The following is a 26,766-nucleotide window of genomic DNA, read 5'->3' on the forward strand; positions in this document are numbered from 1 at the left end:
GCGTCGTCGTCATCGACTGCACCGACACCGGCGCATCCCCACCCACGGCGACCGACCCCACCTGGATCCGCCGGCTCTTGCGGCGCTCTGCGAGCTTGGTCGGAACGGACGGCATGCCGAGAGAAATCGCAGTCATCTGCTGTGCAACCCCAAGGTGTGGATCAAGGCCCCGTCATGGGCGGGCTCGGGGTCCGAGATTACGGCACAGGCGTACACCGGAGCACATCCGGAGCTCATCCCGGCCCCTGCTTCACTCCTGCGGGGCGGCCGGGCGCCATAGTGCCCGGCCGCCGTGAACCCGCGGCGATCAGGAGATTTTGACCGGGTTAACGACGTCGGCGATGAGCACCAGGATCGTGAAGCAGACGAAGATCCCCGCGACGACATAGGCGACGGGCATCAGCTTCGCGACGTCGAAGGGGCCCGGGTCGGGCCGCTTGACCAGCCGGGCCGTGTGCCGGCGCAGTGCCTCCCAGAGCGCACCCGCGATGTGCCCGCCGTCCAGCGGGAGCAGCGGGAGCATGTTGAACAGGAACAGGGAGAGGTTGAAGCCCGCGACGAGGAACAGCATCATCGCGATCTGGTTCTGCGGCGGGATGTCCAGGGTGAACACCTCGCCGCCGACCCGGGCCGCGCCGACCACGCCCATCGGGGAGTCGGGCTGGCGCGGCGCGCCGCCGAAGGCCGAGTCCCACAGAGCCGGGATCTTGGAGGGCAGCGAGATCAGCGAGTCGACGCCCTGCTCCATCATGTCGCCCATCCGGTCCACCGAGCTGCCGAAGGACTGCTTGACGATGCCGGAGGCGGGGCTGAAGCCGAGGAAGCCGGCGTAGACGTACTTGCCGTTCACGTAGCCGCCATGCCCGTCGACCTTGCTGACCTGGTTCTTTATCAGGTCCGCATGGAGCGTCTCACGGACGCCGTGGCGCTCGACGGTGATGGTGGCGGGGCCGATCGTCCTCCGGATGGTGTCCTGGAGGGTGGACCAGTCCTTCATGGGTTGGCCGTCCACCGCGACGATCTTGTCACCGGCCTTGAGCCCGGCGGCCCTGGCGGGGGCGGGCCTGTCGTCCTTGTGGCAGGTGGAGCGGTTCTCGCTCTGCTGGATGACGCAGTCCGACACCTTGCCGACGGTCGTCGTCTGGGTCTCGACGCCGAAGGTCATCATCACGCCGAGGAAGATCGCGACGGCCAGGACCAGGTTCATGAACGGGCCCGCGAACATCACGATGACCCGCTTCCAGGGCTTGCGGGTGTAGAAGAGGCGGTGCTCGTCGCCGGGCTGCAACTCCTCGAAGGCCGCCGAGCGGGCGTCCTCGATCATGCTGCGCCAGGGCGAGGTGGAACGGGCCTCCACCCTTCCGTCGGCGCCCGGCGGGAACATGCCGATCATGCGGATGTAGCCGCCGAGCGGGATGGCCTTGATGCCGTACTCGGTGTCGCCCTTCTTCCTGGAGAAGAGGGTCGGCCCGAAGCCGACCATGTACTGGGGCACCCGGATGCCGAAGAGCTTGGCCGTCGAGAGGTGCCCCAGCTCGTGCCAGGCGATGGAGATCAGCAGCCCGATCGCGAAGACGACTATCCCGAGGATCATCATCAGTGCCGTCATGTGCGGGCCTCCGCGGTCGCCTTCGCCGAAAGTTCACGGGCCCGGGCGCGCGCCCAGGTCTCCGCTTCGAGGACGTCCGCGACGGTGAGTGAAGTTCCCGTACGGGGGGTGCCGTGTTCGGCGACGACCTCGGTGACGGTCTCCATGATGCCGGGAAACGGCAGCGCCCCGTTCAGGAACGCGTCGACGCACTCCTCGTTGGCGGCATTGAACACCGCCGGAGCCGTGGACGCGAGCTGTCCGACGTGCCTGGCGAGCCCGACCGCCGGGAACGCCTCGGTGTCCAGCGGGAAGAACTCCCAGGTCGAGGCCTTGGTCCAGTCGAAGGCGGGGGCCGCGTCCGGGATGCGCTCCGGCCAGCCGAGCCCGATGGCGATCGGCCCCCGCATGTCCGGCGGTGTGGCCTGCGCGAGGGTGGAGCCGTCGGTGAACTCCACCATCGAGTGCACGTACGACTGCGGGTGGACGACGACCTCGATCCGCTCGAACGGGATGTCGTACAGCAGGTGCGCCTCGATGACTTCGAGGCCCTTGTTGACCAGCGTCGCGGAGTTCACCGTGATCACCGGGCCCATCGCCCAGGTGGGGTGCGCGAGGGCGTCCTCGGGGGTGACGTGCGCCAGCTCCGCCTTGCCGCGGCCGCGGAAGGGCCCGCCGGAGGCGGTGACCACCAGCTTGCGCACCTGGGCGCGGGTACCGGAGGCGAGCGCCTGGAAGAGCGCGGCGTGCTCGGAGTCCACGGGGATGATCTGGCCCGGCTTGGCCAGCGCCCTGACCAGCGGGCCCCCGACGATCAGCGACTCCTTGTTCGCCAGCGCCAGCGTCCGCCCGGCACCGAGGGCGGCGAGGGTGGGGGCGAGGCCGATGGAGCCGGTGATGCCGTTGAGCACCGTGTGGCAGTCGGAGGCGGCGAGCTCGGTGGCCGCCTCGGGTCCGGCGAGGATCTCGGGCAGCGACTCCCCCGCGCCGTAGCGCTCCGCCAGCGCCTCGCGCAGCGCGGGCACCGCCTCCTCCTGCGCCACGGCCACGGTGCGCACCCGCAGGCGGTGCGCCTGCTCGGCGAGGAGCGCGACCCGTCCGCCGGCCGCGGAGAGGCCGGTGACGCGGAAGCGGTCGGGGTTGCGCAGCACCAGGTCGATGGCCTGGGTGCCGATCGAACCCGTGGAGCCGAGGACGACGACGTCACGGCGGGCCGAGGGGCCGCCGCCCGGGTCGAAGACGAGATGCGGGTCCGCCAGGGGGGATGGGGATGGGCTGTCGCTCATGGACCCATTGTTGCCGCTCCGGGTGCGGGGCCCGACAGGGGCCGCCGGCAGCGCGCCGCCCCCCGCCCGATGCCCCGGCGCCCCCGGTACGGCGCGGGTCAGGGGCGTGGGGGCGCATCGAACTGCCGCCATTGCGCTGGCATATGACACTTTTTCAGGTGAGAAATGCCGCTGCCTGCGATTTCTCCCACGCGACCGAAAGGACTTCCTGTTTACGTGACGATAGGTTCGCTCTGCGTCATACGACCGGTTAAGGTCGGCGAACACAGCGCGACCCCGGGAACACGGTCTGCCAACCACCCGGGGCCCGCTGCTCATCAAATGACCGAGACAAGGAGCACACATGCCCCGTCGCCTCGCCGCCGTCCCGCCTCCACACGGGGGCCGGACCAGCGGTTACGCAACTTACATGTCTCCCTTCGGGGACGTCCAAACATCGGGGGTCGTTTGCGGCCGGGTCAACATCCGGCTCGGGGCGTTCCTCGCCCTGCCCGTGCTGCTGGTCCTGCTGATCCGCGACGTCCCGGCCGCCCCGGTGTTCGGCACCGCCGCGCTCGCGACTCTGACGGCGGCAGGCAGCGTCACCTACCGCTATGCCAGGAGCCACCGCTCCTGACCTGCCCGCCGGGCCGCGTCCGCACGGCCGCGACCCGGCACGGGCACCCCGCTGTCCCACCGGCCGGGCGGCCCGCCTTTCGTTGCGCCGACCCGCCAAACCGGCACGGACGACGTGACGAGAGAGCAGCAGCCGTCCGGGCACCCGTGCCGCCCGGGCGTCCCGAAGGAGTCCTCATGCCGAGCCGGCCCACCAGCGATCTGACGTGCTCCTCCTGCGGAAGCACCTTCCGGCGCCCCAGCAACCGGGGCCGCCTGCCCCTCTTCTGCAGTCCCTCCTGCCGCAGCTCCGCCTACCGCGCGCGGACCACCGTCCGGCCCGGGGTGCCACCCGAACACGACGAGGCCGCGGAGGCCCTCGCGGAGGAGACCCTGCGGGACGCCCGGGAACTGGCCGGCGCCGCCCACAGCGGTTCGCGCGACGCCCCCATCGAGCTGGTGCACCGGGCGGTCACCATGAAGCAGGACGCCGAGGACATGCTCGCCGTCGCCGTCCGCAGGGCCCGCAGCCACGGTGTCACCTGGGCGCAGATCGGGACGGCCACCAGCATGGCCGCCGGGTCGGCCCGCGGGCACTGGTCCAGCGATCAGGTCGCCCGGGTCCTCGAACGCCGCAGGCGCAGGGCCGCCGCCCGTAACCTGCCGACGCCCGCGCCGGCCGCGCAGGCGCTGGGCCCGGCACCCCGAACCGGGGCGCAGCGCGGCCCCGGCAGGCGTCCCGCGCCCCCGCGCGCCCCGGCCGGGGGCCAGGAGAGACACGCGGCGGGTCGGCTCGCCCTCGCCATGGGGCACCTGCGCGCGTCCCGCCGCACCTCGGCCCGCTCGCTGGCCCGGCGCATCGGTGTCTCGGCCTCGTACCTGTCGCTGGTCCTGGCCGGCAAGCGGCTGCCGTCGTGGGAGGTGACGGCGAGCTTCGCCGAGGCGTGCAGCGCCGACCCGGACGACCTGGCCCAGCTCTGGTGCCAGGCGCACGGCACCGCGCCCGCTCCGCCGCAGTCACCGGCCGAGGGGCGGGCGGTGATCCGCACCGCGCTGCGCGGCCTGTACCTGTCCGCGGCCGAACCCGATCTGCCGACGTTGGCCGGGCCGGCGCAGGGCCTCGGCCGCGACCAGTTGGCCTGCCTGGTCGACCCGGCGGCGCCGCCGCCGGCGGACTGGACGGTGATCGCCCGACTGGTGTCGGCGCTCGGCGGCCGGGAGGAGGACGTGCTGCGGCTGTGGTGCCAGGCGTCCGCACTGGTGAGCGGGGTGCAGGTGCCACCGCCCGGGACGGCGCCCCGCCAGCCCGCCATCCCCGCGGCCGCCTTCGGGTGACCGCCCCTTCCGGCCCTCGTCCGTCCCGATCCCCCAGCTCAGGAGCCCGTATGTGCCGCGACGATGTCGGTGGCGTCGACGCCAGCCCCCCACTGGAGTTCCACGGTATCGATGTGAGCCTTCCGCTGGAGTTCGGCGCGTTCTGCATGCTGCACGGCGCCCACTACCGCACCTACGCCCTGTGCCGCCTCGGGGATGGCACCGCCGCCCGGCACACCGTCCGCTGTGCCCTGGGGGAGCTGCTGGTGGCCTGGCCGGCCGCCCTCATGCTCAGTCCCGCGGCGGTGGGCTGGCGCCTGCTGCGCCGCGAAACGGCCATCGCGCTGCGCGGCCGCGTCCGCCCGCCCGCGGACGCGGTGCACCGGCTCGTTGCAGGGCCCGCGGCGGACGCGGGGCTGCTGCACCACGGGCTCGGGCTGCCCGCGAAGGACATCGCCGAGCTGATGGGCTGCGACGCCGAGTGCGCCACCTACTGGCTGCTCACCTTCCAGCGGCACCTCGCCCAGCAGTCCGGAGGGGAACTGCGGGCCGCGGTGGAGACGCTGCGGACGGGGCGGACGCCGGTCGGGGCCGGCGGCGTGAGCACGGGCACGGGCACGGGGAAGTAAGGACGGGGCGCTGGCATGTGAACGCGGGCGCGGGCAACGTGGGCGCGGGCGCGGAGTGCGGGGACGTGGGGTACGGCGGGCGGTGCGCAGTGCGCGCCTCGCCTCGCGCCCGCCGCGCGTTCCTTTCGCGCGTGCGCCTCGCCCCGCGCTCACACCTCGCGGCCCGTCCTTGCGTGCCAACGCCTCGCGGCCCGTCCTTGCGTGCCAACGCCTCGCGGCCGTGCTCGCGCCCCGCAGCCCGGGGCTCAGCGGATCCGGCGGTGCACGTTCTCCTTCTGGGACGGGCCGGGGGCGGCGTCCGCGATCCAGGGGCCCTCGCCGCTGGGGTCGACCACACCCTCCTCCAGCCAGCCGTACGCACCCTCCATGACAGCCCTGACCAGGTCCCGGTCCACGGCGTCCGTGTTGGTCCACAGCCGCGCGAAGAGCTCGTCGGCGCGCAGCCTGGCCTGGCGGCAGAAGACGTCGGCGAGCCGGTAGGCCTCATGGCCGTGGTCGCCCTGGGAGCGCAGCAGCTCGGCGCGTACGCAGGCGGCGCTCATCGCGAAGAGCTCCGCGCCGATGTCGACGATGCGCCCGAGGAACCCCTGCTTGGTCTCCATCCGGCCCTGCCAGCGGGACATGCCCATGAAGGTGGCGCGGGCCAGTCGGCGGGAGGCGCGTTCGACGTAGCGCAGATGCGCGGCGAGGTCGGCGTGGCCGGCGGGGTGGAACTGCGGGTAGGTGCCTGGAAGTTGTCCGGCACCGGCGACGAGCCTGGGCAGCCAGCGGGCGTAGAAACCGCCCGCCCTCACACCCGCCCTGGCCTTCTCCGTGAGGGATTTTCCGGGGTCGATGAGGTCGCCGGCCACGGACAGGTGGGCGTCGACGGCCTCCCGGGCGATCAGCAGGTGCATGATCTCCGTGGATCCCTCGAAGATCCGGTTGATCCGCAGGTCGCGCAGTATCTGCTCGGCGGGGACGGCGCGTTCGCCGCGGGCGGCGAGCGAGGCGGCGGTCTCGAAGCCCCTGCCGCCGCGGATCTGCACCAGCTCGTCGGCCATCAGCCAGGCCATCTCGGAGCCGTAGAGCTTGGCGAGCGCGGCCTCGATGCGGATGTCGTTGCGGTCCTCGTCGGCCATCTGCGAGGAGAGGTCGAGCACCGCTTCCAGCGCGAACGTGGTCGCCGCGATGAAGGAGATCTTGGCGCTCACCGCCTCGTGCCCGGCCACCGGCCTGCCCCACTGCTCGCGAGCGCCGGACCACTCCCGGGCGATCTTCAGGCACCACTTGCCGGCGCCCGCGCACACCGCGGGCAGGGAGAGGCGGCCGGTGTTCAGGGTGGTGAGCGCGATCTTGAGGCCCGCGCCCTCGGGGCCGATGCGGTGGGCCGCCGGGACGCGCACCCGGTGGAAGCGGGTCACACCGTTCTCGAGGCCGCGCAGGCCCATGAAGGAGTTCCGGTTCTCGACCGTGACGCCCTCGGCTGCCGCCTCCACCACGAACGCGGTGATACCGCCCCGGTGCCCCTGCGACTCGGGCACCCGCGCCATGACGACCAGCAGGTCCGCGACCACCCCGTTGGTGGTCCAGAGCTTCACCCCGTCCAGTAGGTAGTGGTCCCCGTCCGGTACCGCGGTGGTGGCCAGGCGTGCCGGGTCGGAGCCGACGTCCGGTTCGGTGAGCAGGAACGCCGAGATGTCCGTGCGGGCGCAGCGCGGCAGGAAGGCGTCCTTCTGCTCCTGGCTGCCGAAGAGCTTCAGCGGCTGGGGCACGCCGATCGACTGGTGGGCGGAGAGCAGGGCGGCGACGGCCGGGCTCGCGGAGCCGACGAGCGCGAGGGCCTTGTTGTAGTAGACCTGTGTGAGGCCGAGACCGCCGTACCTCTCGTCGATCTTCATGCCGAGCGCGCCGAGCTCCTTGAGGCCGATGATCACCTCGTCCGGGATGCGCGCCTCGCGCTCGATCCGGGCGGCGTCGACCTTGGTCTCGCAGAAGTCGCGGAGCGCGGCGAGGAAGGCCTCGCCGCGGCGCACGTCCTCCTCGTCCGGCAGCGGGTGCGGGTGGATCAGGTCGAGGCGGAAGCGGCCGAGGAACAGCTCCTTGGCGAAGCTCGGTTTGCGCCAGTGCTGTTCGCGGGCTGCCTCCGCGACCTGCCGTGCCTCCCGCTCGCTCACGGGACGGCCGGTGGCGGATGCGGTCTCGGATGTGGTCGGTGCGGACATTGAGGGCTCACCTCGCCGCGGTCTCGTGACGGCCGACCGGTGGTTACCGGCCGGTTCTACTCGGTCGTATACCCCCGATCGGCTGCGGCTATCGGGTCACGCCGGTTTGCGACACGAGCGGGTGAGCCGACGGCTCGGCACGGCTGCCGCCGCCCCCTGTGCCCCCTCGCCCGGGGGCCGTCGGAGGCCGGGGCCCCGTGGGAGACCAGGAACCCGTCGGAGCCCCGGGGGTCCGGCGGAGGCCCGTCCGACGGAGGCCCGTTGCAGAGGTGAACGGCCTACGGGCCGCTCGGGAAACGCACGCGGACCGCTCCGGACACCCGCGGGCCGCCGCCCCGGAGGGAGACGCACGCGGGCCGCCGCCCGCTCCGCCCGCCGGAGGGCGGGGGAACCGGGCGGCGGCCCGCGGCGGACCCGGAGGGGCCCTAGAGGTCGATGCCCGTCAGCACCATGACCCGCTCGTAGGTGTAGTCGTCCATCGCGAAGCGCACGCCCTCGCGGCCCACGCCGGACCGCTTGACGCCGCCGTAGGGCATCTGGTCCGCGCGGTAGGAGGGGACGTCACCGACGACCACGCCGCCGACCTCCAGCGTCCGGTGGGCGCGGAAGGCCGCCTGGAGGTCGTGGGTGAAGACGCCCGACTGGAGGCCGTACTTGGAGTCGTTGACGGCGGCGAACGCCGCGGCCTCGTCCTCGGCCCTGGCGACCGTGAGGACCGGTCCGAAGACCTCCTCGCAGGAGACCGCCACGTCGGAGGGCACGTCCGCGAGGACCGTCGGCGCGTACGCGGCACCCTCGCGCTTGCCACCGGTGAGCAGGGTGGCGCCGGCGGCCGTGGCCTCCTCCACCCAGGACTCCACGCGGCGTGCGGCGTCCTCGCTGACCAGCGGGCCGACATCGGTGGCGTCGTCGGCGGGGTCGCCGGTCACCTGGGCCTCCACGGCGCGCACGATGCGCGGCACCAGCCGCTCGTAGAGCGAGGCGTCGGCGATCACCCGCTGCACCGAGATGCAGGACTGCCCGCCCTGGTAGTTGGCGAAGGCCGCGATGCGCTGCGCGGCGTGGTCGAGGTCGGCGTCGGAGGCGTAGTCGGCCAGCACCACCGCCGCGCCGTTGCCGCCGAGCTCCAGGGTGCAGTGCTTGCGCGGCACCGAGTCCATGATGGCGAAGCCGACCTTGTCGGAACCGGTGAAGGAGATCACCGGCAGCCGCTCGTCCTGGACCAGCGCGGGCATCCGGTCGTTGGGCACCGGCAGCACGGACCAGGCGCCCGCGGGCAGCTCGGTCTCCGCGAGGAGCTCGCCGAGCAGCAGACCGGACAGCGGAGTCGCCGGGGCGGGCTTGAGGATGATCGGGGTGCCGACCGCGATCGCCGGGGCGATCTTGTGGGCGCACAGGTTCAACGGGAAGTTGAACGGCGCGATGCCGAGCACGACGCCCTTGGGGAAGCGCCGGGTGAAGGCGAGCCGGCCCACGCCGCTCAGGTCGGCGTCCAGACGCTGCGCCTCGCCGCCGTTGTACCGCCGGGCCTCGTCGGCCGCGATCCGGAAGACGGAGATGGCGCGGCCGACCTCGCCGCGTGCCCACTTCATGGGCTTGCCGTTCTCGGCGGAGATGAGCGCGGCGATCTCCTCGCTCCGCTCGGCGATCCGCCGCGACACGTGGTCGAGCGCCGCGGCCCTGACGTGCGCGGGCGTCGCCGCGAACTCGTCCCTGACCGCGTACGCGGCCGCCACCGCCTCCTCGACCTGCGCATCCGTGGGCACGGCCGCCCGGCCGACCAGGCGCCCGTCCCACGGGCTGGTGACGTCGATGGTGGCCTCGCCGGTGGCCTGTCGCCCGGCGAGCCAGAAGGCATGCGTGGAAGTCATCGTGGGGACCCGGCCCTTCCGCGGTGGGATGTCTCTTGGCCTCCACGGTAGGGGCGCGTGCAACCGTTGCCGTTTGTCCGCTGCGTAGCATTGGCGGGCGCCGGCGCACCGGTTTGGCGGAAGGACGACGGTGTTCGCGGGCCTTCGGCGGGTGTGTGGCGGAACAGCCGGGGCGGTGCGCGGCGGGCGGCCCGTGGCGCGCGCGGCGCGAGTTCCGCACGGTGTGCGGCGGGCGGCCCCTGGCGCCCGTGGCGCGAGTTCCGCACGGTGTGCGGCGGGCGGCCCCTGGCGCCCGTGGCGCGAGTTCCGCACGGTGTGCGGCGCAGGGTTCCGCGGGTGTGGGTGTGGGTGTGCGGGGTGTGGGTGTGCGGCGGCCGCCGCTACTCCGCGCCCGCCGTCGCCTTGAGGGCCAGCCAGAGCTCCATGCGCACGTCCGGGTCGTCCAGGGAGCGGCCGAGGATCTCCTCGACCCGGCGCATCCGGTAGCGCAGGGTGTGCCGGTGGACGCCGAGGTCGGCGGCGGCCGCGTCCCACTGGCCGTGGTGGGCGAGCCAGGCGCGCAGCGAGGCGACGAGGTCGCCGCGGCCGTGCGCGTCGTGCTCGCGCAGGGCCCGCAGCAGGCCGTCGGCGAACGCGAGGACCGCGTCGTCGGCGAGCAGCGGCAGCACGGATCCGGAGGCGAGTTCGGCGTGCTCGACCAGTGCGCGGCCGCGCCGCCGGGCCACGGAGAGCGCCTGCTCGGCCTGCCGGTACGCGGCCGGGGCACCGCTGAGCCCGGCGGGCGCGGAGACCCCGGCGACGAGCTCGGCCGTGTCCGCGGGTGCCGTGTCCGCGGCGGCGCCGCGGGCCGCCTCCAGCGCCTCGGCGTACTCGGCGCACGCCTCGGCCGCGGCACCGCCGTCGGCGGCGAGCAGCACCATGCGCCCGCCCTCCGGGACGACGAGCACGGCCTCGCCGGCCCGGGCGGCGGCCGCCTCGACGACGTCGACGAACGCCTCGATCGGGTCGGTGCCCGGCGCCGCCGCGGCGGCCAGCGCGGCGGCGGAGGGCTTGGCCTGGGCCGGCGGCGCGGCGGTCTGGAGGCCGTGCGCGGCGGGTGGGGATGCGGACTCGGCGATGACCATGCGGTAGGGGGCGTCGAGCAGGTTCCCGTACAGGTCGCCGGCGACCGCGCGGGCGTGGTCGGGCTCGCCGGCGAGCAGCATGCGCAGCACCGCCCCGCCGATGCGCAGTTCGGCGGCGTGCAGCGAGCGCGAGCGCTCGGTGGTGAGGGTCAGCAGGGCGATCGCGGAGTGCACGGCGTAGCGGTCGGCGGTGCCGAGCGCGGCGGCGGTGCCGACGGCGAGCGCGGCGCGGGGGCGGCGGCCGGTGCCGAGGGTGTGCAGCTCGACGCGGTCCTCGGCGCCGCTCCTGCGGTCGGTGGTGCCACCGCCGACGACGGCGCTGGCCGGTGCGGGCCTGCGACGCAGCCGCTCCACCTCGGGCGTGAGCCGGGCGGCCCTGCGTGAGGACCACTCCGGTGCCGCGGCGACCACGGCGCCGGACGCGTCGTACAGCGCGGCCCAGCCGTCGACCTGGGCGGCGAGCGCGGTGAGCAACCGCTCCGGGCCGTCGGCCAGCGCCTGCTTGGTCAGCTCGCGCTGCGCGGCGAAGCCGGCGGTGACGGCGCGGTACTGCTCGGCGGCTATGGCGGCGGAGACGGCCTTGCTGATGGCGAGGAACGGGGTGCGGCGGGGCACTTGCAACAGCGGCAGGCCCTCCGCCGCCGCGGCGTCCACCAGGGCCTGGGGGATGTCCTCGTAGTGCACGCCGACCGCGAAGCCGATCCCGGCGACGCCCGCGCGCACCAGGCGGTGCACATAGCGGCGCATCGCGTCGTGGTCCTCCGCGTCCAGCTTCAGCGCGGTGATCAGCAGTAGCTCGCCGCCCTCCATGTACGGCACCGGGTCGGCGAGCTCGCTGGCGTGCACCCACCGCACGGGCACGTCCAGCCGGTCCCCGGCCGCACGCACGGTGAGCTTCAGGGCGGAGTGGTGGACGAGCGAGGCGAGGGTGGGAGGCATGGGGCCAGGGCCTTCGGGGTCTGTGACGGGCCGTGCGCACCGGCGGACCTCGCCCTGGACGCTGACGGGGCCGTACCGGCACGGTGACGCGGTGAACGCCGACGAGGACGTGCTGCCCGGACCTGACACCATCCGGACGCCCGCGCGGCCCTCACTGATCACTTGGCCGTCTCGTATGAACGGTCCCTATCAATTCTGCCTCAGTGTAGGGGGCGGATGCGACGCCCGACGCGGGGCATCCACGCCAACCGATCACCGCATTCGCCCGCTCCGCGGTACCGGAACCGCGCCGCACATGGGGGTGGAGTACGGGAAGCCCCGACACACCCGCGGCGGCCCGGGGCCCGGCCCGGCTCTCCGGCGTATCGGGGCGGGGGGCGTGTACGGGGGCGTGTACGAGGTGCGGCGGGGCGCGGGGGCGTGCGTCGGGGTGGGTGTGCGGGGCGCGCGGGGGGCGCGTGCCGGGGACGGCGCGCGGGGCGTGCGTAGCGGGGCCCCGCGCGGGAGGGGGCGCGGGGTGGGAGGCGCGGTCGGCGCCCTCCCGTCTCCCGGGCGGGGTCAGCCGCGCAGGTCGACCAGGAGCGGCGGGGCATGCTCGCCGTGCACGCTCGTGAGGGAGAGCACGGCGTGGCCGGGCGGCAGCTCGTGCGCCAGTTCCGAGGCGGACCAGCGCTCCCGCTCCACCTGCCGAACGGTCACGGCGTCCGTCGTCACCGCACTTCCGGTGACGAGCTTGCGCAGCGTGTGGATGGCGCGGGTCATCGGCTGGTCGGCGAAGACGGTGTGCTTGGCGACCTCGCGGGTCTCCACCCACTGCGTGCCCCATGCCTCGGCGAAGCGCCGCCCGTCCCAGGTGGTGACGCCCGAGAACGCCATCCGGCAGCCGACCGCGCTGTGCAGGGCGCCGTGCAGCGCCTCCGGAACGTCTCCGATGGTGCGCAGCGCGAGGACCACGCCCGCGTTCACCGACCGCAGCCGCTGGATGCTGCGTACCGTCTCCGTGGTCAGGGCGCGCGTGGCGTCGTCGAGGACGAGGCAGGTGAAGTACCTGCGGTCGGTACGGGCCGCGGCGATCGAGGTGAACTGCGCCAGCACCAGCCGCGTCAGCAGCCGGGCCGCCTCCTCGTGCCGGTGCTCCGGGAGATCGATGCGGACCCGCAGCGGATGGTGGGCCACGGCCCGCATCGAGAAGGTCCTGGCAGCCTTCTCGCCCGCGCCGAAGAATTCGGCGAACGCCGGCCGGTCGAGAAGCGCCAGCCGGTCCGCCAGTGCGAGGCCGGGGTCGGAGGGGCTGGCGGCCTGTCGCAGCCGGGCGTCGAGCTCACGCAGCATCGCATGGTTCCCGGCGGCCGCGAGCGCCTCGCGCAGGGCCGTCAGGGCAGGCGTCGCGCCGTGCAGCAGCTCGGTGAGTCCGGGCACGGAGGGGAAGCGGCCGTAGGCCGCGCGGTACGGGCCGAGGAGCTGGGCCAGGGCGGTGGCGGCGCGCCTGCTGTCAACCCCCTCCAGGTCGCCCACCAGGCCCTCCGCAAGGAAGGCGGCCGCCTCATCGGGGTCCGTGGCACCGGCGTAGAGGTCGAGGTCGTGCACGGACGCGGGATCGCCGGGCCGCACCACGACGTCGAAGGCGGTGTCGGGCCCGAGCGGGGTGCCCGCGGCACAGACGGCGACGACGGCGCACCGGCCGGCGAGCGCCTGGAGGGCGAGGGTTTCGACGACCGGCCTGACCAGGTGCGCGGTCTTGCCGGCTGCCGGCGGGCCGATCGCGAGCAGGGATGTGGAGAGCACCGCGGGCTCGAGCGCCGCGCCCGCTCCGCGGTACTCGAAGGGGTTGCGTTCGCTGTCGGCGCAGCCGCCGATGCGGACCTGGCCGGTCAGCAGGTCGTGCCGGGCGGCACGCTCGGGCAGGTCCCGGCTGCCCGAGGGGTGGGCGAAGGCGCCGGCACCCTGTTCGAGGACGGTGGCGGTGAACGCGGCGAGCTGGTCGGGGGTGCGCTGCGCCGTTTCCCAGCACCGGTTGATCCGCGCGTAGTCGACGTCGTTCATCCGCCCGGCGCGTATCTCGGCGGCGAGCCGGTCCGCGGCTTCGGTGAGGCCCGCCGCGCGCAGCTCGGGCCACTCGCCGGGAGGCAGCACGGCGGCCGGTGCGGCGGAGGACGGGGGCACCGGACCGCCGGCCCCGCCGGGCGCCCTGCGCAGCACCGCCCTCCAGTCCCCGAGCACCGCGAACGGCACCAGTACGGCCAGTGAGGTCAGGCGGGAGACCAGGTCTCCGACGGTCTGCGACTGGAAGAGTTCGCCGCCCGCCACCAGGGCGACCGCGCCGAACACGAGATCCACGACGGGCACCGCCCGCGTCGAGACGACGAGTACCACCAGGACCGCGCAGAGCAGGGCGATCAGACCGCGCTGGGGCTGCGGGCGGCGGGTGACGTACTGCCGGATGCCCTCCGGCCAGTTGCCCAGCCTGCCGAAGACGACGACATCGGCCAGGAAGAACACCCCGTCGACGACGGCGTGGGCGGACTTGGCCTGGATCTGGAACTCCGGCCTCGGCGAGAGCGTCGCCACGTACCACCATGAGTCGGGCCAGAAGAACTTGATCAGTTCTGCCTGGTAGGGGACCAACCCGTTGAACCACAGGGACCACACCAGCCAGCCCAGCAGGAACGAGATGAACATGCCCGTGAGCAGGGCCCTGCCGGAGGCGCGGCCGGTCTTCTCCTGGGGCTGCCGCGGCAGGTGGCCGTGCCGCCACACACCGGGCGCGGCGGCCGGCCGCGGGCCGCTCAGCCATTCGGCGGTACCTGCCGCGGGCGGCGCCAGGGGCGGGTACCCGGGGCGCGGCGGGACGCCCGGCGGCCCGGCCGGTCGCGGCACCGGTACGGCGTGCGTGCCCCGTGTCTCCTGTGTGCCGTCCCTGTCCATCGCCCCTGTCCCCCTGACCGGCCGCTCTCGCTTCGCGGGTCAATCTAGTGCCCGTGCGGGGGGAGTTCACCGGCGACGGCCCCCGAGCCGTGGTGATCCGCCACCGCCCCGGACCGCCGGCCCGCTCGCGCGGGAGGCGGCACCGGGTGGTACCGGGGTGGTACGAGGGGGGTGCGCGCCGGTGCCGTGGCTATGTCCACCACGGACAACCCCTACTCCCGACAACTCCCCCGTGGAGCATGCCTCCACCCCGCCCCGGGCCCTAGCCTGCGAAGGAAACCGGAAGACGACAGCGCCCACAGAAGCAACGGCAACCAACGACGGCAACCAGAGCAACGACTGCGGCACGGCGGGACGACGTCCCCGGGCCGCGGTTCCGCGGGACCCCGGACTTCCCCGGGCGCTAGAGCCGGGGAACCCCCTGCATCCGGGGAACCCGGAGAACAGTGGTACGACGGAACCCGGGGAATCCGGGGAACAGGGATACGACGGGTCGTGGTGGGCCCCCGGACCGTACCGGCGGATCCGGCCGGCCTGCCGGCACCCTGCCGGGCCGGCGGACACCGTCCGCCCCACCGGTACACGCCCGACCGGTGGACCGTCCGGACCCGGCGACCGCCGGACCGCCGGACACCAGTCACGGAGCCGACCCGCCCGCGAGCCGACCGACCAGTGACCGACCGACCGGCCGACCGACCGACCGGCCGACCGACCACGAGCGACCGACACCAGCCGACCGACACCAGCCGACCGACCACCAGCCGACCGACCACGAAGAAGCACCAGCAGTCCACAGCGTCCGCACCACCCCCACAGGAGCCCCTCATGACCGCACTTCCGCAGGAGCGCCGCGTCGTCACCGCCATCCCCGGCCCCAAGTCGCAGGAGCTTCAGGCCCGACGTACCGCCGTGGTCGCGGCGGGCGTGAACTCCGTGATGCCCGTCTTCGCGGCCCGCGCCGGCGGCGGGATCATCGAGGACGTGGACGGCAACCGGCTGATCGACTTCGGTGCCGGCATCGCCGTGACCTCGGTGGGTGTCTCCGCCGAGGCCGTCGTGCGGCGCGCCACCGCGCAGCTCGCCGACTTCACGCACACCTGCTTCATGGTCACGCCCTACGAGGGCTACGTGGAGGTCGCCGAGCGGCTCGCCGAGCTGACCCCGGGCGACCACCCGAAGAAGTCGGTGCTCTTCAACTCGGGTGCCGAGGCGGTGGAGAACGCCGTCAAGATCGCCCGCTCGTACACCAAGCGCCAGGCGGTCGTCGTCCTCGACCACGCCTTCCACGGCCGTACCAACCTGACCATGGCGCTGACCGCGAAGAACATGCCGTACAAGGACGGTTTCGGCCCCTTCGCACCCGAGGTCTACCGCGTCCCCGTCGCCTACCCCTACCGTTGGCCCACCGGTCCTGAGAACTGCGGCCCCGAGGCCGCTGCGCAGGCCATCGACGAGATCACCAAGCAGATCGGCCCGGAGAACGTCGCCGCGATCATCGTCGAGCCGCTGCTCGGCGAGGGCGGCTTCATCGAGCCGGGGAAGGGCTTCCTGCCGGCCCTGCGGGACTTCGCCACGCAGCACGGCATCGTCTTCGTGGCCGACGAGATCCAGTCCGGCTTCTGCCGTACCGGCCGCTGGTTCGCCTGCGAGGACGAGGGCATCGTGCCGGACCTGATCACCACCGCGAAGGGCATCGCCGGCGGCCTGCCGCTGGCCGCGGTCACCGGCCGCGCCGAGATCGTGGACGCCGCGCACAGCGGCGGCCTGGGCGGCACCTACGGCGGCAACCCGGTGGCCTGCGCGGGCGCGCTCGGCGCCATCGAGACCATGAAGGAACTCGACCTGCCCGCCCGCGCCCGCCGGATCGAGGAGGTCATGAAGCCGCGGCTCACCGCGCTTCAGGAGAAGTACGACGTCATCGGCGACGTCCGCGGCCGGGGCGCGATGCTCGCCATCGAGCTGGTGAAGGACCGCACCACCAAGGAGCCGGCTCCCGAGGCGACGACCGCGCTGGCCAAGGCCTGCCACGCGGCGGGACTGGTGGTGCTGACCACCGGGACCTACGGGAACGTGATGCGCTTCCTGCCTCCGCTGGTCATCCCCGAGAACCTGCTGAACGAGGGTCTCGACATCCTGGAGCAGGCCTTCGCGGAGCTCTGAGGGCCGGATGGGCGCACGGGCGGTTCGCGGGCACCGCGAACCGCCCGTGGCATCCCCGGCGTCCGCCCCTCGGCCTCCACCAGCGACGTCCGTCCAGGGGCCCCGCATCCGACGTCCGACCGCGGCCTCCGCATGCGGCGTCCGTCAGGGGCCTTTAACCGCGACGTCCGCCAGGGGCCTCCACCTGCGGCGTGCGCCCGCAGCCGGCTTGCCGCCGCTGCCGCCCGCATGCCGCTGCCCGCCGCCGCACCACGGGACGTCGGTCAGAGGCTGTGAAGATGGTGTGCGAGGGCAATGACGGGCCGCCCGTCGCACTGTCGGACCAGCCGCCCGCTGTCGTAGGTTCTCTGCAGATGAGAGAGACACCCCGTCCACAGGGGACTGCGGACGGTTCCGGATCGTGGCCTCCCCAGCCGCGTTCCGGCTGTGCCCTCGCGCACACATCCGGAGCTTTCGGCTCCGGAACTCCTCACCGATCGGACGGCCGCTCGCCCCAAACCCCCCGGGGCGCGCGGCAAACCGATCAGAACGGCCACCCCGGAACCATCCCCCCTGTTCCGGGGTGGCCGTCCGCATGTCTTGGCCTGCTGCTGTTCGTGGTGCTCACCTGGCAGGTGGCCGCCGACGGCCCACTGCGCCACCTCGACGAACGCCTCGGCCGTGCCGCCCGCGGGAGCCTGCCCGGCCCGCTCGCCGAACTCCTCGCCGACCTCGGGAACGCGACGGTCGCCGTGCCGTTGCTCGCGCTGGTCCTGGTGGGTGCGGCGCTGCGCGACCGCGGCCGCGGGCTGCCCCGCTGGTGGCTGGCGCCCCTGGCCGCTGCCCTGGCGATGGCCGCGGTGCCCGCCGTCGTCGTGCCGCTGAAGGCACTGGTCGACCGGCCGGGCCCGCCGCACTCGGTGCCCGGCGGGTACTTCCCCTCGGGCCATGCGGCCACCGCCGTGGTCGCCTACGGCGCGGCGGCGCTCCTGCTCCTGCCGTCACTGCGCAGCGCCCTGCTGCGCCGGCTGCTGCTCGCGGGCACCGCCGTCCTGAACGCGGCCATCGGCGCCGGCCTGGTGGTACGGGGCTACCACTGGCCCCTGGACGTACTGGGCAGTTGGCTGCTGTGCGCGGCCCTGCTCGCGGTGTGGACGCACACCGCGGGACGAGTCCCCCGCGGCCCGCGCTCCGGCCTGGGCGGAACCGCACTCCGGTGCGACGGGCCCCGGCTTCCCGGTGGGCTCCGCACGGCCGACCGCTCGGCAGGCGGCACGGCCGACGGCCCGGCAGGCGGTCCCGCCGGTGGCTCCGCGGACGGCACCGCCTACAGCTCGGCCGAGTAGCCGTAACCCCCGTCGCCGCTCTGGTCGTCGTCGTGGACGGCCGCGGATATCCCTATGCCGATGAGGATCATCACCACCACACCGAGGATGATCCCGATGATCCCCAGCACGAACCCGGCCTGCGCCTGGCCCCCGTTGGTGGCCTCGCCCCGTTCCGCGCGCCGGCGGGCCTTCACCCCGAAGGTCACGGCGAGGATGCCGAGGACCAGCGGGACGATCCCGTAGAGGAAGAACAGGCAGACGGAGAGGATGCCGAGGACCAGCGCCGAGGTGCCCAGGCCGTTCTGGGGCACGGCCATGCCCGCCCACCCGTATCCGGGATACCCGGCCGGGTAGCCGGGACCGCCCGGATGGCCCGAACCACCCGAACCGCCGGGATAGCCGGGGCCGGCCGGGTGCCCGGGGCCTCCGGGGCCCGGGTAGCCCGGCGCGCCCGCTTCGCCGACGGAACCCGAGGGATAGCCGGGGTAGCCGGGGTAGGCGTAGCCCGGGTAGGCGTAGCCGCCGGGCCCCGAAGGAGCGATCGGCGGGGGCGGTACGGCGCCGGGCGCACCACCGGGCGCGTGCGGCGGCGGGAAACCGGGCGCGGCCGTACCGCTGTCGGAGGGCAGATGCCCGGCGATCGTCTGCTGGTCGTGCACCGCGGCTCCGGGCGCGGCGGGCTGCTGCGCGGGCGGCGGCCACGCCGACGCGTGCGCGGCCCCGGACTGCTGCGGGACGCCGAACGGCTGCGCCGCCGACGGCGCCGCGGCGGACGGCGCCTCTCCGGGCACGGACGGTGCGGATGGTGCGGATGGCTGGTGCGGCGCCCCCGTCCCCTGCGGCCCTGCCCCCTCGGGGCCCGGGGGTTCCGTGCGGTCCGGGCTGCCCGCACCATGGCCCGCGGTTCCCGCCTCATGGCCCGCGGTTCCCGCATCGTGCCCCGGGGGGCGCGAGTAGGGACCGGGGGCGCCCGTGTCGCTGCCGGGGCCGCCCGGCGCGCTGCCGTACGGGGACGGCGGGGCGGTGGAGGGCGGTGCGGCGGGTGGCTGCTTCTCCAGGGACGCCCGGTGCTCCGGCGGCGCCCAGGGATCGCTCCGCTCCCCCGGCTCTCCGGCCGGCTGGTCTCCCTCTGGCATGGACAAACCCCCCTCTCGTTCGTCCCGCCATGCTACGGGCCGCCCCCACCGCGGGTGACCGGCCGCCTACGATGATCCCGCACCACCGATCAGCCGATCACCGCGCCCTGACCGGGCGCTCTGTCCCGGGAGGGGACCTTGACCGACCTGCACGCCTTCATCGCCGGCCTGCCCAAAGCCGAACTGCACGTCCACCACGTGGGCTCCGCCTCCCCGCGCATCGTCTCCGAACTGGCCGCGCGCCACCCCGGCACCAAGGTGCCCGCCGACCCCGAGGCGCTCGCCGGCTACTTCACGTTCACGGACCTCGCGCACTTCGTGGAGCTCTACCTCGGGGTGGTGGACCTGATCCGCACTCCGGAGGACGTCCACCTGCTCACCTACGAGATCGCCCGTGACATGGCCCGGCAGAACGTGCGCTACGCCGAGCTGACCGTCACCCCCTGGTCGTCGACCCGCCGCGGCATAGACGAGCACGCCTTCATGGCGGCCATCGAGGACGCGCGGACGTCGGCCGAGGCGGACTTCGGCACCGTGCTGCGCTGGTGCTTCGACATCCCCGGTGAGGCGGGGCTGCCCGCCGCGGAGGAGACCGCGCGACTGGCGCTGACGGACGGGCTGCGACCGGAGGGCCTGGTGTCGTTCGGGCTCGCGGGACCGGACGTCGGCGTGCCGCGGCCCCCGTTCAAGCCGTACTTCGACCGGGCCATCGCCGCGGGCCTGCACTCCGTGCCGCACGCCGGGGAGACCGTCGGCCCCGAGGCCGTCTGGGACGCCCTGCGCGAGCTCGGGGCCGAGCGCATCGGGCACGGCATCGGCGCCGCACAGGACCCGGCCCTGCTCGCCCACCTGGCCGAGCACCGGATCGCCCTGGAGGTCTGCCCGACCTCCAACGTCGCCACGCGCGCCGTGCGCACCCTGGAGGAGCACCCCCTCAAGAAGCTCGTCGACGCGGGTGTCCTGGTCACCATCAACTCGGACGACCCGCCGATGTTCGGCACCGACCTCAACAACGAGTACGCGGTCGCCGCCCGGCTGCTCGGCCTCGACGAGCAGGGCGTGGCCGGGCTCGCCAGGAACGCGGTCGAGGCGTCGTTCCTCGACCCGGCGGGCAAGGCCGCGCTCGTCGCCGAGATCGACGCCTACACCGCGGCGTGGCCGGGTACGGCGAACGCCTGAGCCGACGCCCGCCCGCGTCCTCCGCGGCCCGGGCGCGGATCACAATGGAGCCATGCACACCGTGACCGCCGTCGCCCACCGTGGCGATCCGTACCGCTTCCGCGAGAACACCCTGCCGTCCCTGGGCTCGGCCCTCGACCGCGGCGCCGACGCGGTCGAGGTCGACGTCCGCCTCACCCGCGACGGCGTCCCGGTGCTGCTGCACGACGCCACCCTGGAGCGGCTGTGGCGGCACGACGCGCCGCTGGCCGCGCTGCGCGCCGCCGAGGTGGCGGAGCTGACCGGCGGCGGGGTGCCGACGCTGGCCGCGGCCCTGACGGCGGTGGCGGAGCGGGACGCCGCGGGCGAGGGGGCGCGGGTGCTTGTCGACCTGCCCGACGCGTCGTCCGCCACGGCGCGCAGGGTGCTCGGGGTGGTGCGCGACTGCGGGGCCGCGGACCGGGTCTACTACTGCGGGGGCGCGGAGGCCATGCTGGCGGTGCGCGCCGCGGACCCGGGCGCCGAGATCGCCCTCACCTGGACCAGCCTGGCCCCGCCGCGCCCCGTGCTGCTGGACGCGGTGTCCCCGCGCTGGCTCAACTACCGCTTCAGTCTCGTGGACGGGGCACTGGCGGCCCGGGTGCACGCCCACGGTCTGCTGCTGTCCGCCTGGACGCCGGACACCCGCAGGTCGATGCGCAGGCTGCTCGCCCTGGGCGCCGACGCGCTCACCACCAACCGCGTCGAGATCCTCCAGGCGCTGCGCACGGGCCGGGACGGGGCCGGCCCGTCCCGCGCGCGCGACGCCGGTTAGCCGCCCGGGGAGGACGCCTGGTGCACCGGCTCGGCGGCCGGGCGGGCACCGGTGTGCCCCGGGGGCGGCTTCGCCCGGGCGTCCACGACCTCGCCGGGCCACAGCCCGATGCACAGCGCCGCGGGTGGCCCCCGCGGGCGCGGCGCGGTCCGGGCCGCCGGCCGCGTACGGGACGCGGCCGAGGGCGACGCTGCGCAGGCTCCGGCACCACGGCCTGGTCGAGCGCCACGCCTGCGCCGAGTCCCCGCCGCGTGTCGGGTACGCCCCCACCGCGCCGGGCATCTCGCTCCTCGGCCCGATCGGTGAGTGGGCGCCTGGGCCTCCGCGCACGGGGACGAGGTGATGGCGGCTCAGACGTCGCGGAGGAGCGCGCCGCACACGTGGCGCACGCCTCGCACAGGAGGCAGGGGGCGGACGGGACGCAACACGACGCACGCGACGGACGCGACGGACGCGACGGACGCGACGGACGCGACGGACGCGACGGACGGACCCTAGGGGACTCCCGGAGAACAACTCCGCACCGCTGCCCCTTCGTCCCCGAGTGGCATCGGGGGCGGCGCCCTCCGTGGTGAGGATCCGCGGAGTGGCGCGGCTCAGCAGGATGGGTGCGCCGGGCGCGGACTCCGTGACGCGCCGCCAGGGCACCGCCGCTCCGCCCCCGTGCCGGTTCAGGGCGGGCTCGACGACCAAGGTCGTCACGGCGGCGGTGGTGCTGCAACTCGCCGCCGAGGGCCGGATCGACCTCGGGGCACCGGTCCAGCGCTACCTTCCCGGGCTGCTCACGGGCGCCTTCGCGCCCATCGCCGTACGCCAGTTGCTGAACCACACGAGCGGAATCCAGGCGGGCGACGGGCTCGGCGACACCTTCGACGAGTTCTACGCGCACCGCTTCGAGAGCCTGCCGCCCGAGCGGGTGGTGGCGTCGGCCGTCGCCAAGGGACCCGCGTTCGCCGCGGGGACCCGGCAGCAGTACCTCAACATCAACCACACGATCCTGGGCCTGCTCGTCGAGAAGGTGACGGGCCGCTCCTTCGCCGCGGAGGCCGAGCGCCGCGTCCTCGCGCCGCTCGGCATACGGAACACCTGCTTCCCCGGCGCCGACCCCCGCATCCGGGGCCCGCACAACCAGGGCTACCAGGCCGTCACGCGGCCGGACGGTACGACCGCGTTCGTGGATGTGACCGACTGGAACCAGACGGACCGGTTCGCGGCGGGCGACATGATCTCCACCACGGCCGATCTCGAACGGCTGATCGTCGGCCTGTTCCGCGGCCGTGTCGTACCGGAGCCGCAGTTGTCGGAGATGTTGTTCCGGACCTCCCCGGCACCACGATGAGCGCCGGTCTGGAGCGGTTCGTGACCCCTGACGGGCGTCGGTTGCGGGTGAAGTCCGGCGCCCGCTACGGCTTCAGCGCGGCCGTCGGCGCCACCCGCGACCTGTCCAGGACGCTGGTCTACTCGGTCGGCGCGACCGACGCGAAGGGCGACGGGATGAATCCGGTGGCCGAGCGGATCGTGATGGCGGCCCTGGAGCGCTGAGGCGGGTCCGCGGCGGCGGCGGGCCCGCACGACCGCCGCCACCGTCCGGATCACCGCGTCCCGGTCGTCCCGGTGGCCACGGTGGCCCCGGTGGCCCCCGCAGGGCGCACGCGCGCGGGGCACGCACGGACGGAGGGCGCCCGCGAGGGGCGCACGCAGGCGGGGCACACGCGGAAGGCGCCGCGCCCCGCCCGTGTGGCCCTCCTCACACCTCCAGCGACGTCATCACGTGCTTGACGCGCGTGTAGTCCTCGAAGCCGTAGGACGACAGGTCCTTGCCGTAGCCGGACTTCTTGAAGCCGCCGTGCGGCATCTCGGCGACCAGTGGGATGTGGGTGTTGATCCAGACGCAGCCGAAGTCGAGCGCCTTGGACAACCGCATGGCGCGCCCGTGGTCCTTGGTCCACACCGACGAGGCGAGCCCGTACTCGACGCCGTTCGCGTAGGCGATGGCCTGGGCCTCGTCCGTGAAGGGCTGCACGGTGATGACCGGCCCGAAGACCTCCTTCTGGATGATCTCGTCGTCCTGCTTCAGCCCCGAGACGACGGTCGGAGCGTAGAAGTAGCCCTTGTCGCCGATCCGGTGGCCGCCGGCCTCGACCTTGGCGTGCGCGGGCAGCCGCTCGACGAAGCCCTCGACCTGTGCGAGCTGGGCGGCGTTGTTGAGGGGGCCGTAGAGCACGTCCTCGTCGTCGGGCTGCCCGGTCCTCGTCTCGGCGGCGGCCTTGGCGAGTGCCCGGACGAACTCGTCGTGGACGGCCTCGTGGACCAGGACGCGGGTGGCGGCCGTGCAGTCCTGGCCGGCGTTGAAGAAGCCCGCCACGGAGATGTCCTCCACGGCCTTGGCGAAGGCCGCGCCGTCGAGGTCGTCGAAGACGACGACGGGCGCCTTGCCGCCGAGCTCCAGGTGGACCCGCTTGAGGTCCTGCGCCGCGGCACCCGCGACCTCCATGCCGGCCCGTACGGAGCCGGTGATGGAGGCCATCGCCGGGGTGGGGTGCTCCACCATCAGACGACCGGTGTCGCGGTCGCCGGTGATCACGTTGAAGACGCCCTTGGGCACGATGGAGCCGATGATCTCGGCCATCAGGACGGTGGAGGCCGGCGTCGTGTCGGACGGCTTCAGCACGACCGTGTTCCCGGCCGCGAGCGCCGGCGCGAACTTCCACACGGCCATCATCATGGGGTAGTTCCACGGCGCGACCTGTGCGCAGACGCCGATGGGCTCGCGCCGCACGAACGACGTCAGGCCCGCCATGTACTCGCCGCCCGAGCGCCCGTCCAGCATCCGCGCGGCGCCCGCGAAGAAGCGGATCTGGTCAACCATGGGCGGGATCTCTTCGGTGCGGGTGAGGCCGATCGGCTTGCCCGTGTTCTCCACCTCGGCGGCGATCAGCTCCTCGGCGCGCTCCTCGAACGCGTCGGCGATCTTCAGCAGGGCCTTCTGGCGGTCGGCGGGGACCAGGTCGCGCCAGGCCGGGAACGCGGCCTCGGCGGCGGCCATGGCCGCGTCGACGTCCGCCCGGCCGGACAGCGGCGCGGTGGCGTAGGCCTCACCGGTGGCGGGGTTGACGACCTCGGTGGTGCGTCCGTCCGCGGCCTCGCGGAACTCCCCGTCGATGTAATTGCGTAGCGTGCGCAGCGGACGCACCTCGGTGGTCATTGCCGGCCCTCCTGTCGGATGTCCAGATCTCCAGATGTCCAAAGGGTGAGACGCCCTCGGCCTCCACCCTAGTCCGTATGGTCCCGGGGCCCCCGGGGCGCGGGCGGCGCACATGAGAGCGGCGGGTGCCGCGCGGTCCCTACCGCTCCCCACCGGTCCGTGACCGGACGGCCTCCTCGCCCGCGGCCCCCTCCTCCCTTCGGGTGAATCCGGTGTCCCCCCGATTGCCCGGCGCGGGCCCGTGCGGGCTGGGCCGGACGGGGGACGGGCGGCCGCGGAGCTGCCGGGCGGGGCGGCGGCCGCGTGTTAAGTTCACGCCGTTTCGGGGGGACTGACGGCTCTGCGCGGAAACTGAGGTGTTCGTCATGGTGGCCCCGCCGGACAACGACGTGCTCAAGGCGCATGCCCTGACCGTCGCGTACCACGGCTCCCCCGCCCTCGCCGAGGTCTCGCTCGCGGTCCGGGACGGCGAGGTCCTCGCGGTCAGCGGCCCGCGCGGCAGCGGCAAGACCACCTTGCTGCGGTGCCTGTCGGGGCAGCTTGTGCCGGACCGGGGCGAGGTGTGGTTCCGCACCACGGGCGTGCACACCCTCGGCCGCCCTGCGCGGGAGCGGCTGCGGCGGGAGCGGTTCGGCTGGGTCGGCCCCCGGCACGATCTGGTGCCCGAATTGACGGCCTGGGAGAACGCCGCGCTCCCGCTGCTGCTGTCCGGCATCGCGCACCGCACGGCGAGAGCCGCCGCACTGGAGTGGCTGGGCCATCTGGACGTCGCGTCCTGCGCACGCAGGCGCCCCGCCTCCCTCACGCAGGCCCAGCGGCAGCGGGTGGCCGTGGCCCGCGCCCTGGTCGCGGGCCCCTCGGTACTCTTCGCGGACGAGCCGACCGCACCGCTGCACCACTCCGACCACGACCATGTGCTGCGCACCCTGATGACCGCGGCCCGTGCGCGCGGCATCACCGTCGTGCTGGCCACCTCCGACCAGGAGACAGCAGCGCTCGCCGACCGTGCGGTGGCCCTGCTCGACGGGCGCGCCGCCGACGCGGTGCCCCATGGTGCCGGGGCGGAGGGCGAGGCCGCGTGCTCGCTCTCCGTCTAGCCCGCGGCGCCCGCCCCGCCGTCCAGCTCCGCAGGCTGCTGGTGGCCGTGGCCTCCGGCGGCACCGGCTTCCTGCTGCTGTGCACCCTCGGATATGCGCTCGGGCATCCGCAGGCCCCGGCCAACGCGCTCTTCCGGTTGCTGTGGTGCCTGGCCCCGCTGGTCGCCACCGTGGACTTCGCGGTGGCCGTCGCGCGCAGCGACCCCGGCACCCGCCCCAGGGCCTCCCTCTTCGCGGTCGGCCTCGGCCCGGTACGCCTGATGGCGCTCTCCGCGCTCTCCCTCGCGCTCACCTGCGCGGCGGGCTCGGTGCTTGCGCTGCTGCTCTTTCTCCAACTGCGCGGCAACCTGACCGGTCTGCCCTTCGACGGGGCCGCCGACGTGCTGCTTGCCGCGGACCGGCCCCTGCCGGCGGCCGCCGTCCTCACCCTGCTCGCACTCGTCCCGCTCGCCGCCTCGGTCGCCGGTGCGCTGGCGCTGCGGCCCCGGCCCGGCCCCGCACGCGGCAGGGGCGGCAGCAGCGGCGACAGCGGCAGGGGCGGCGGCGAGGACCCGGACGCCGAGGACCGCCCGCCGGCGCCCGCCTCCCGACCGGCCGGTCTCACCACCGGCGTGGCACTGCTCGCTGCGGGGCTCGCGGTCGAGGCGTACGCCGGCGGCACGGACGGGCGGACCGGCGGCACCCCGCTGCCGAACGGCCTCGCCCACGGCTCCCTGGGCGTGCTGCTCGGCTGGGGCCTGACGGCGCTCGGCCTCGCCCTGGCCGGGCCGGCCCTCACCCATCTGGCCGGGCGGCTGCTCCAGGCCGCCCGGCCCAGCGCGCTGCGGCTGCTCGCGGGCCGCATCCTCCAGCAGGAGGCGCGGCGGCTCGGCCGACCGCTCGGTGTGGTGTGCGCCGTGGCCTCCGGCGGTTACGCGGCCGCCACCCTGTACGCACGGGAACAGCCGGGCACCGGACCGATGAGCCTGCTCGGGGCGGGGCTCGTGGCCGGGTGCACGCTCGCCACCCTGCTGATGGCCGCGGTGGAGGTGCGCCGCTCCAGGGCGGACACCACGGCGGCCCTGCTCCGGCTCGGCGCGCCCGCCGGTCTGCTGCGCACCGCGGTCGCCCTGCGCGCCGCGGCCCTGCTCGCCGTGTTCCTCCCGCTGACCTGGGGGGTGTCGGCGCTGGCCGCGCTGCCGCTGGGCGGTTGAGCGGCTTCAGCGGGGCAGCGGGGCAGCGGCTGAAACCGGTTCGGCCGGCCCGGGCACGTGGCGCCGGGGCCCGCGAGTCGGATCGGGTACTGGCGACCTGGAGCGGTGCCCGAGCGCCCCGGGCACGGCTGCGGGCTGCGGGCTGCGGGCAACGAGGCCCCTGGCGCTGGCGCCGGGGTCGGACTGCGGGGCCCGGGAGGCGAGGGCGGACTGCGGGGCCTG

At 74.5% G+C, this 26,766-nt stretch carries 17 protein-coding genes and 2 pseudogenes; 10 read left to right on the top strand and 9 right to left on the bottom strand.

The window, feature by feature from the left end; translation table 11 throughout:
- The 3 genes and pseudogenes from IE313_RS28480 to dxr form a co-directional block, all read right to left on the bottom strand.
- Positions 1–136 (bottom strand): annotated as a pseudogene (locus tag IE313_RS28480) (flavodoxin-dependent (E)-4-hydroxy-3-methylbut-2-enyl-diphosphate synthase); the annotation flags it as partial.
- A gap of 171 nt (positions 137–307) precedes the next feature.
- Positions 308–1,609, bottom strand: a complete 1,302-nt coding sequence (locus tag IE313_RS28485) for a M50 family metallopeptidase (RefSeq protein WP_189937238.1) — start codon at positions 1,607–1,609, stop codon at positions 308–310.
- Positions 1,606–2,874, bottom strand: a complete 1,269-nt coding sequence (gene dxr, locus IE313_RS28490; protein WP_189937240.1) for a 1-deoxy-D-xylulose-5-phosphate reductoisomerase — start codon at positions 2,872–2,874, stop codon at positions 1,606–1,608. Before dxr ends, IE313_RS28485 begins: the two co-directional genes overlap by 4 nt.
- A 409-nt stretch (positions 2,875–3,283) precedes the next feature.
- On the opposite strand from dxr, the gene IE313_RS28495 reads away from it, so the two are divergent.
- The 3 genes from IE313_RS28495 to IE313_RS28505 all read left to right on the top strand — a co-directional run bounded on the left by IE313_RS28495 (position 3,284) and on the right by IE313_RS28505 (position 5,411).
- Positions 3,284–3,490 (top strand): hypothetical protein, encoded by a 207-nt coding sequence (locus IE313_RS28495; protein ID WP_189937242.1) that lies wholly within the window; start codon positions 3,284–3,286, stop codon positions 3,488–3,490.
- Between the two features lie 176 nt (positions 3,491–3,666).
- On the top strand, positions 3,667–4,803 hold the full coding sequence (locus IE313_RS28500; RefSeq protein WP_189937244.1) for a helix-turn-helix domain-containing protein: 1,137 nt from the start codon (positions 3,667–3,669) through the stop codon (positions 4,801–4,803).
- A gap of 50 nt (positions 4,804–4,853) precedes the next feature.
- Positions 4,854–5,411 (top strand): hypothetical protein, encoded by a 558-nt coding sequence (locus IE313_RS28505; protein ID WP_189937246.1) that lies wholly within the window; start codon positions 4,854–4,856, stop codon positions 5,409–5,411.
- A 245-nt stretch (positions 5,412–5,656) separates the two neighbouring features.
- On the opposite strand, the gene IE313_RS28510 is transcribed toward IE313_RS28505, so the two are convergent.
- The 4 genes from IE313_RS28510 to IE313_RS28525 all read right to left on the bottom strand — a co-directional run bounded on the left by IE313_RS28510 (position 5,657) and on the right by IE313_RS28525 (position 14,474).
- Positions 5,657–7,615, bottom strand: a complete 1,959-nt coding sequence (locus IE313_RS28510) for an acyl-CoA dehydrogenase family protein (protein WP_189937248.1) — start codon at positions 7,613–7,615, stop codon at positions 5,657–5,659.
- A gap of 425 nt (positions 7,616–8,040) precedes the next feature.
- Positions 8,041–9,486 carry an aldehyde dehydrogenase family protein gene (locus IE313_RS28515; RefSeq protein WP_189937250.1) on the bottom strand — a complete coding sequence of 482 codons (1,446 nt, stop codon included), beginning with the start codon at positions 9,484–9,486 and terminating at the stop codon, positions 8,041–8,043.
- A 380-nt stretch (positions 9,487–9,866) separates the two neighbouring features.
- Positions 9,867–11,549 (bottom strand): PucR family transcriptional regulator, encoded by a 1,683-nt coding sequence (locus IE313_RS28520; protein ID WP_189937252.1) that lies wholly within the window; start codon positions 11,547–11,549, stop codon positions 9,867–9,869.
- Between the two features lie 558 nt (positions 11,550–12,107).
- On the bottom strand, positions 12,108–14,474 hold the full coding sequence (locus IE313_RS28525; protein WP_189937253.1) for a type IV secretory system conjugative DNA transfer family protein: 2,367 nt from the start codon (positions 14,472–14,474) through the stop codon (positions 12,108–12,110).
- Positions 14,475–15,299: 825 nt separating this feature from the next.
- Here IE313_RS28525 and gabT point away from each other — a divergent pair.
- Both gabT and IE313_RS28535 read left to right on the top strand, forming a co-directional pair.
- On the top strand, positions 15,300–16,634 hold the full coding sequence (gabT, locus tag IE313_RS28530; protein ID WP_189937255.1) for a 4-aminobutyrate--2-oxoglutarate transaminase: 1,335 nt from the start codon (positions 15,300–15,302) through the stop codon (positions 16,632–16,634).
- Positions 16,635–17,230: 596 nt separating this feature from the next.
- The gene (locus IE313_RS28535) at positions 17,231–17,959 is read left to right on the top strand and encodes a phosphatase PAP2 family protein (RefSeq protein WP_308439222.1); all 729 of its coding nucleotides are present in this window, start codon (positions 17,231–17,233) and stop codon (positions 17,957–17,959) included.
- Here the strand turns inward: IE313_RS28535 and IE313_RS28540 are convergent.
- The gene (locus tag IE313_RS28540; RefSeq protein ID WP_229925040.1) at positions 17,941–18,732 is read right to left on the bottom strand and encodes a DUF4190 domain-containing protein; all 792 of its coding nucleotides are present in this window, start codon (positions 18,730–18,732) and stop codon (positions 17,941–17,943) included. The two genes, IE313_RS28535 and IE313_RS28540, sit on opposite strands and share 19 nt — an antisense overlap.
- A 483-nt stretch (positions 18,733–19,215) precedes the next feature.
- On the opposite strand from IE313_RS28540, the gene IE313_RS28545 reads away from it, so the two are divergent.
- The 3 genes and pseudogenes from IE313_RS28545 to IE313_RS28555 form a co-directional block, all read left to right on the top strand.
- Complete coding sequence (locus IE313_RS28545) at positions 19,216–20,256, top strand: adenosine deaminase (RefSeq protein WP_189937261.1); 1,041 nt, start codon at positions 19,216–19,218, stop codon at positions 20,254–20,256.
- A gap of 52 nt (positions 20,257–20,308) precedes the next feature.
- Complete coding sequence (locus IE313_RS28550; protein ID WP_189937263.1) at positions 20,309–21,049, top strand: glycerophosphodiester phosphodiesterase; 741 nt, start codon at positions 20,309–20,311, stop codon at positions 21,047–21,049.
- A 556-nt stretch (positions 21,050–21,605) separates the two neighbouring features.
- Positions 21,606–22,591 (top strand): annotated as a pseudogene (locus IE313_RS28555) (serine hydrolase domain-containing protein); the annotation flags it as partial.
- Between the two features lie 205 nt (positions 22,592–22,796).
- Here the strand turns inward: IE313_RS28555 and IE313_RS28560 are convergent.
- Positions 22,797–24,254 (bottom strand): gamma-aminobutyraldehyde dehydrogenase, encoded by a 1,458-nt coding sequence (locus IE313_RS28560; RefSeq protein ID WP_189937265.1) that lies wholly within the window; start codon positions 24,252–24,254, stop codon positions 22,797–22,799.
- A 365-nt stretch (positions 24,255–24,619) separates the two neighbouring features.
- On the opposite strand from IE313_RS28560, the gene IE313_RS28565 reads away from it, so the two are divergent.
- Positions 24,620–25,351: an ABC transporter ATP-binding protein gene (locus tag IE313_RS28565; RefSeq protein WP_189937268.1), complete on the top strand. Its 732-nt coding sequence runs from the start codon at positions 24,620–24,622 to the stop codon at positions 25,349–25,351.
- Positions 25,333–26,544, top strand: coding sequence for a hypothetical protein (locus IE313_RS28570; protein WP_189937269.1), 1,212 nt, complete (start codon positions 25,333–25,335; stop codon positions 26,542–26,544). The genes IE313_RS28565 and IE313_RS28570 overlap by 19 nt, the downstream gene beginning before the upstream one ends.
- The last annotated feature ends 222 nt before the right edge of the window (positions 26,545–26,766 follow it).

This window comes from Streptomyces sulfonofaciens, assembly GCF_014656295.1.
Taxonomy (GTDB): domain Bacteria; phylum Actinomycetota; class Actinomycetes; order Streptomycetales; family Streptomycetaceae; genus Streptomyces; species Streptomyces sulfonofaciens.

Excerpts from the sequence above, each read along its gene's own strand:
- IE313_RS28485 (WP_189937238.1), bottom strand. The coding sequence starts at position 1,609 with ATGACGGCACTGATGATGATCCTCGGGATAGTCGTCTTCGCGATCGGG.
- dxr (WP_189937240.1), bottom strand. The coding sequence starts at position 2,874 with ATGAGCGACAGCCCATCCCCATCCCCCCTGGCGGACCCGCATCTCGTC.
- IE313_RS28495 (WP_189937242.1), top strand. The coding sequence starts at position 3,284 with ATGTCTCCCTTCGGGGACGTCCAAACATCGGGGGTCGTTTGCGGCCGG.
- IE313_RS28500 (WP_189937244.1), top strand. The coding sequence starts at position 3,667 with ATGCCGAGCCGGCCCACCAGCGATCTGACGTGCTCCTCCTGCGGAAGC.
- IE313_RS28505 (WP_189937246.1), top strand. The coding sequence starts at position 4,854 with ATGTGCCGCGACGATGTCGGTGGCGTCGACGCCAGCCCCCCACTGGAG.
- IE313_RS28510 (WP_189937248.1), bottom strand. The coding sequence starts at position 7,615 with ATGTCCGCACCGACCACATCCGAGACCGCATCCGCCACCGGCCGTCCC.
- IE313_RS28515 (WP_189937250.1), bottom strand. The coding sequence starts at position 9,486 with ATGACTTCCACGCATGCCTTCTGGCTCGCCGGGCGACAGGCCACCGGC.
- IE313_RS28520 (WP_189937252.1), bottom strand. The coding sequence starts at position 11,549 with ATGCCTCCCACCCTCGCCTCGCTCGTCCACCACTCCGCCCTGAAGCTC.
- IE313_RS28525 (WP_189937253.1), bottom strand. The coding sequence starts at position 14,474 with ATGGACAGGGACGGCACACAGGAGACACGGGGCACGCACGCCGTACCG.
- gabT (WP_189937255.1), top strand. The coding sequence starts at position 15,300 with ATGACCGCACTTCCGCAGGAGCGCCGCGTCGTCACCGCCATCCCCGGC.
- IE313_RS28550 (WP_189937263.1), top strand. The coding sequence starts at position 20,309 with ATGCACACCGTGACCGCCGTCGCCCACCGTGGCGATCCGTACCGCTTC.
- IE313_RS28560 (WP_189937265.1), bottom strand. The coding sequence starts at position 24,254 with ATGACCACCGAGGTGCGTCCGCTGCGCACGCTACGCAATTACATCGAC.
- IE313_RS28565 (WP_189937268.1), top strand. The coding sequence starts at position 24,620 with ATGGTGGCCCCGCCGGACAACGACGTGCTCAAGGCGCATGCCCTGACC.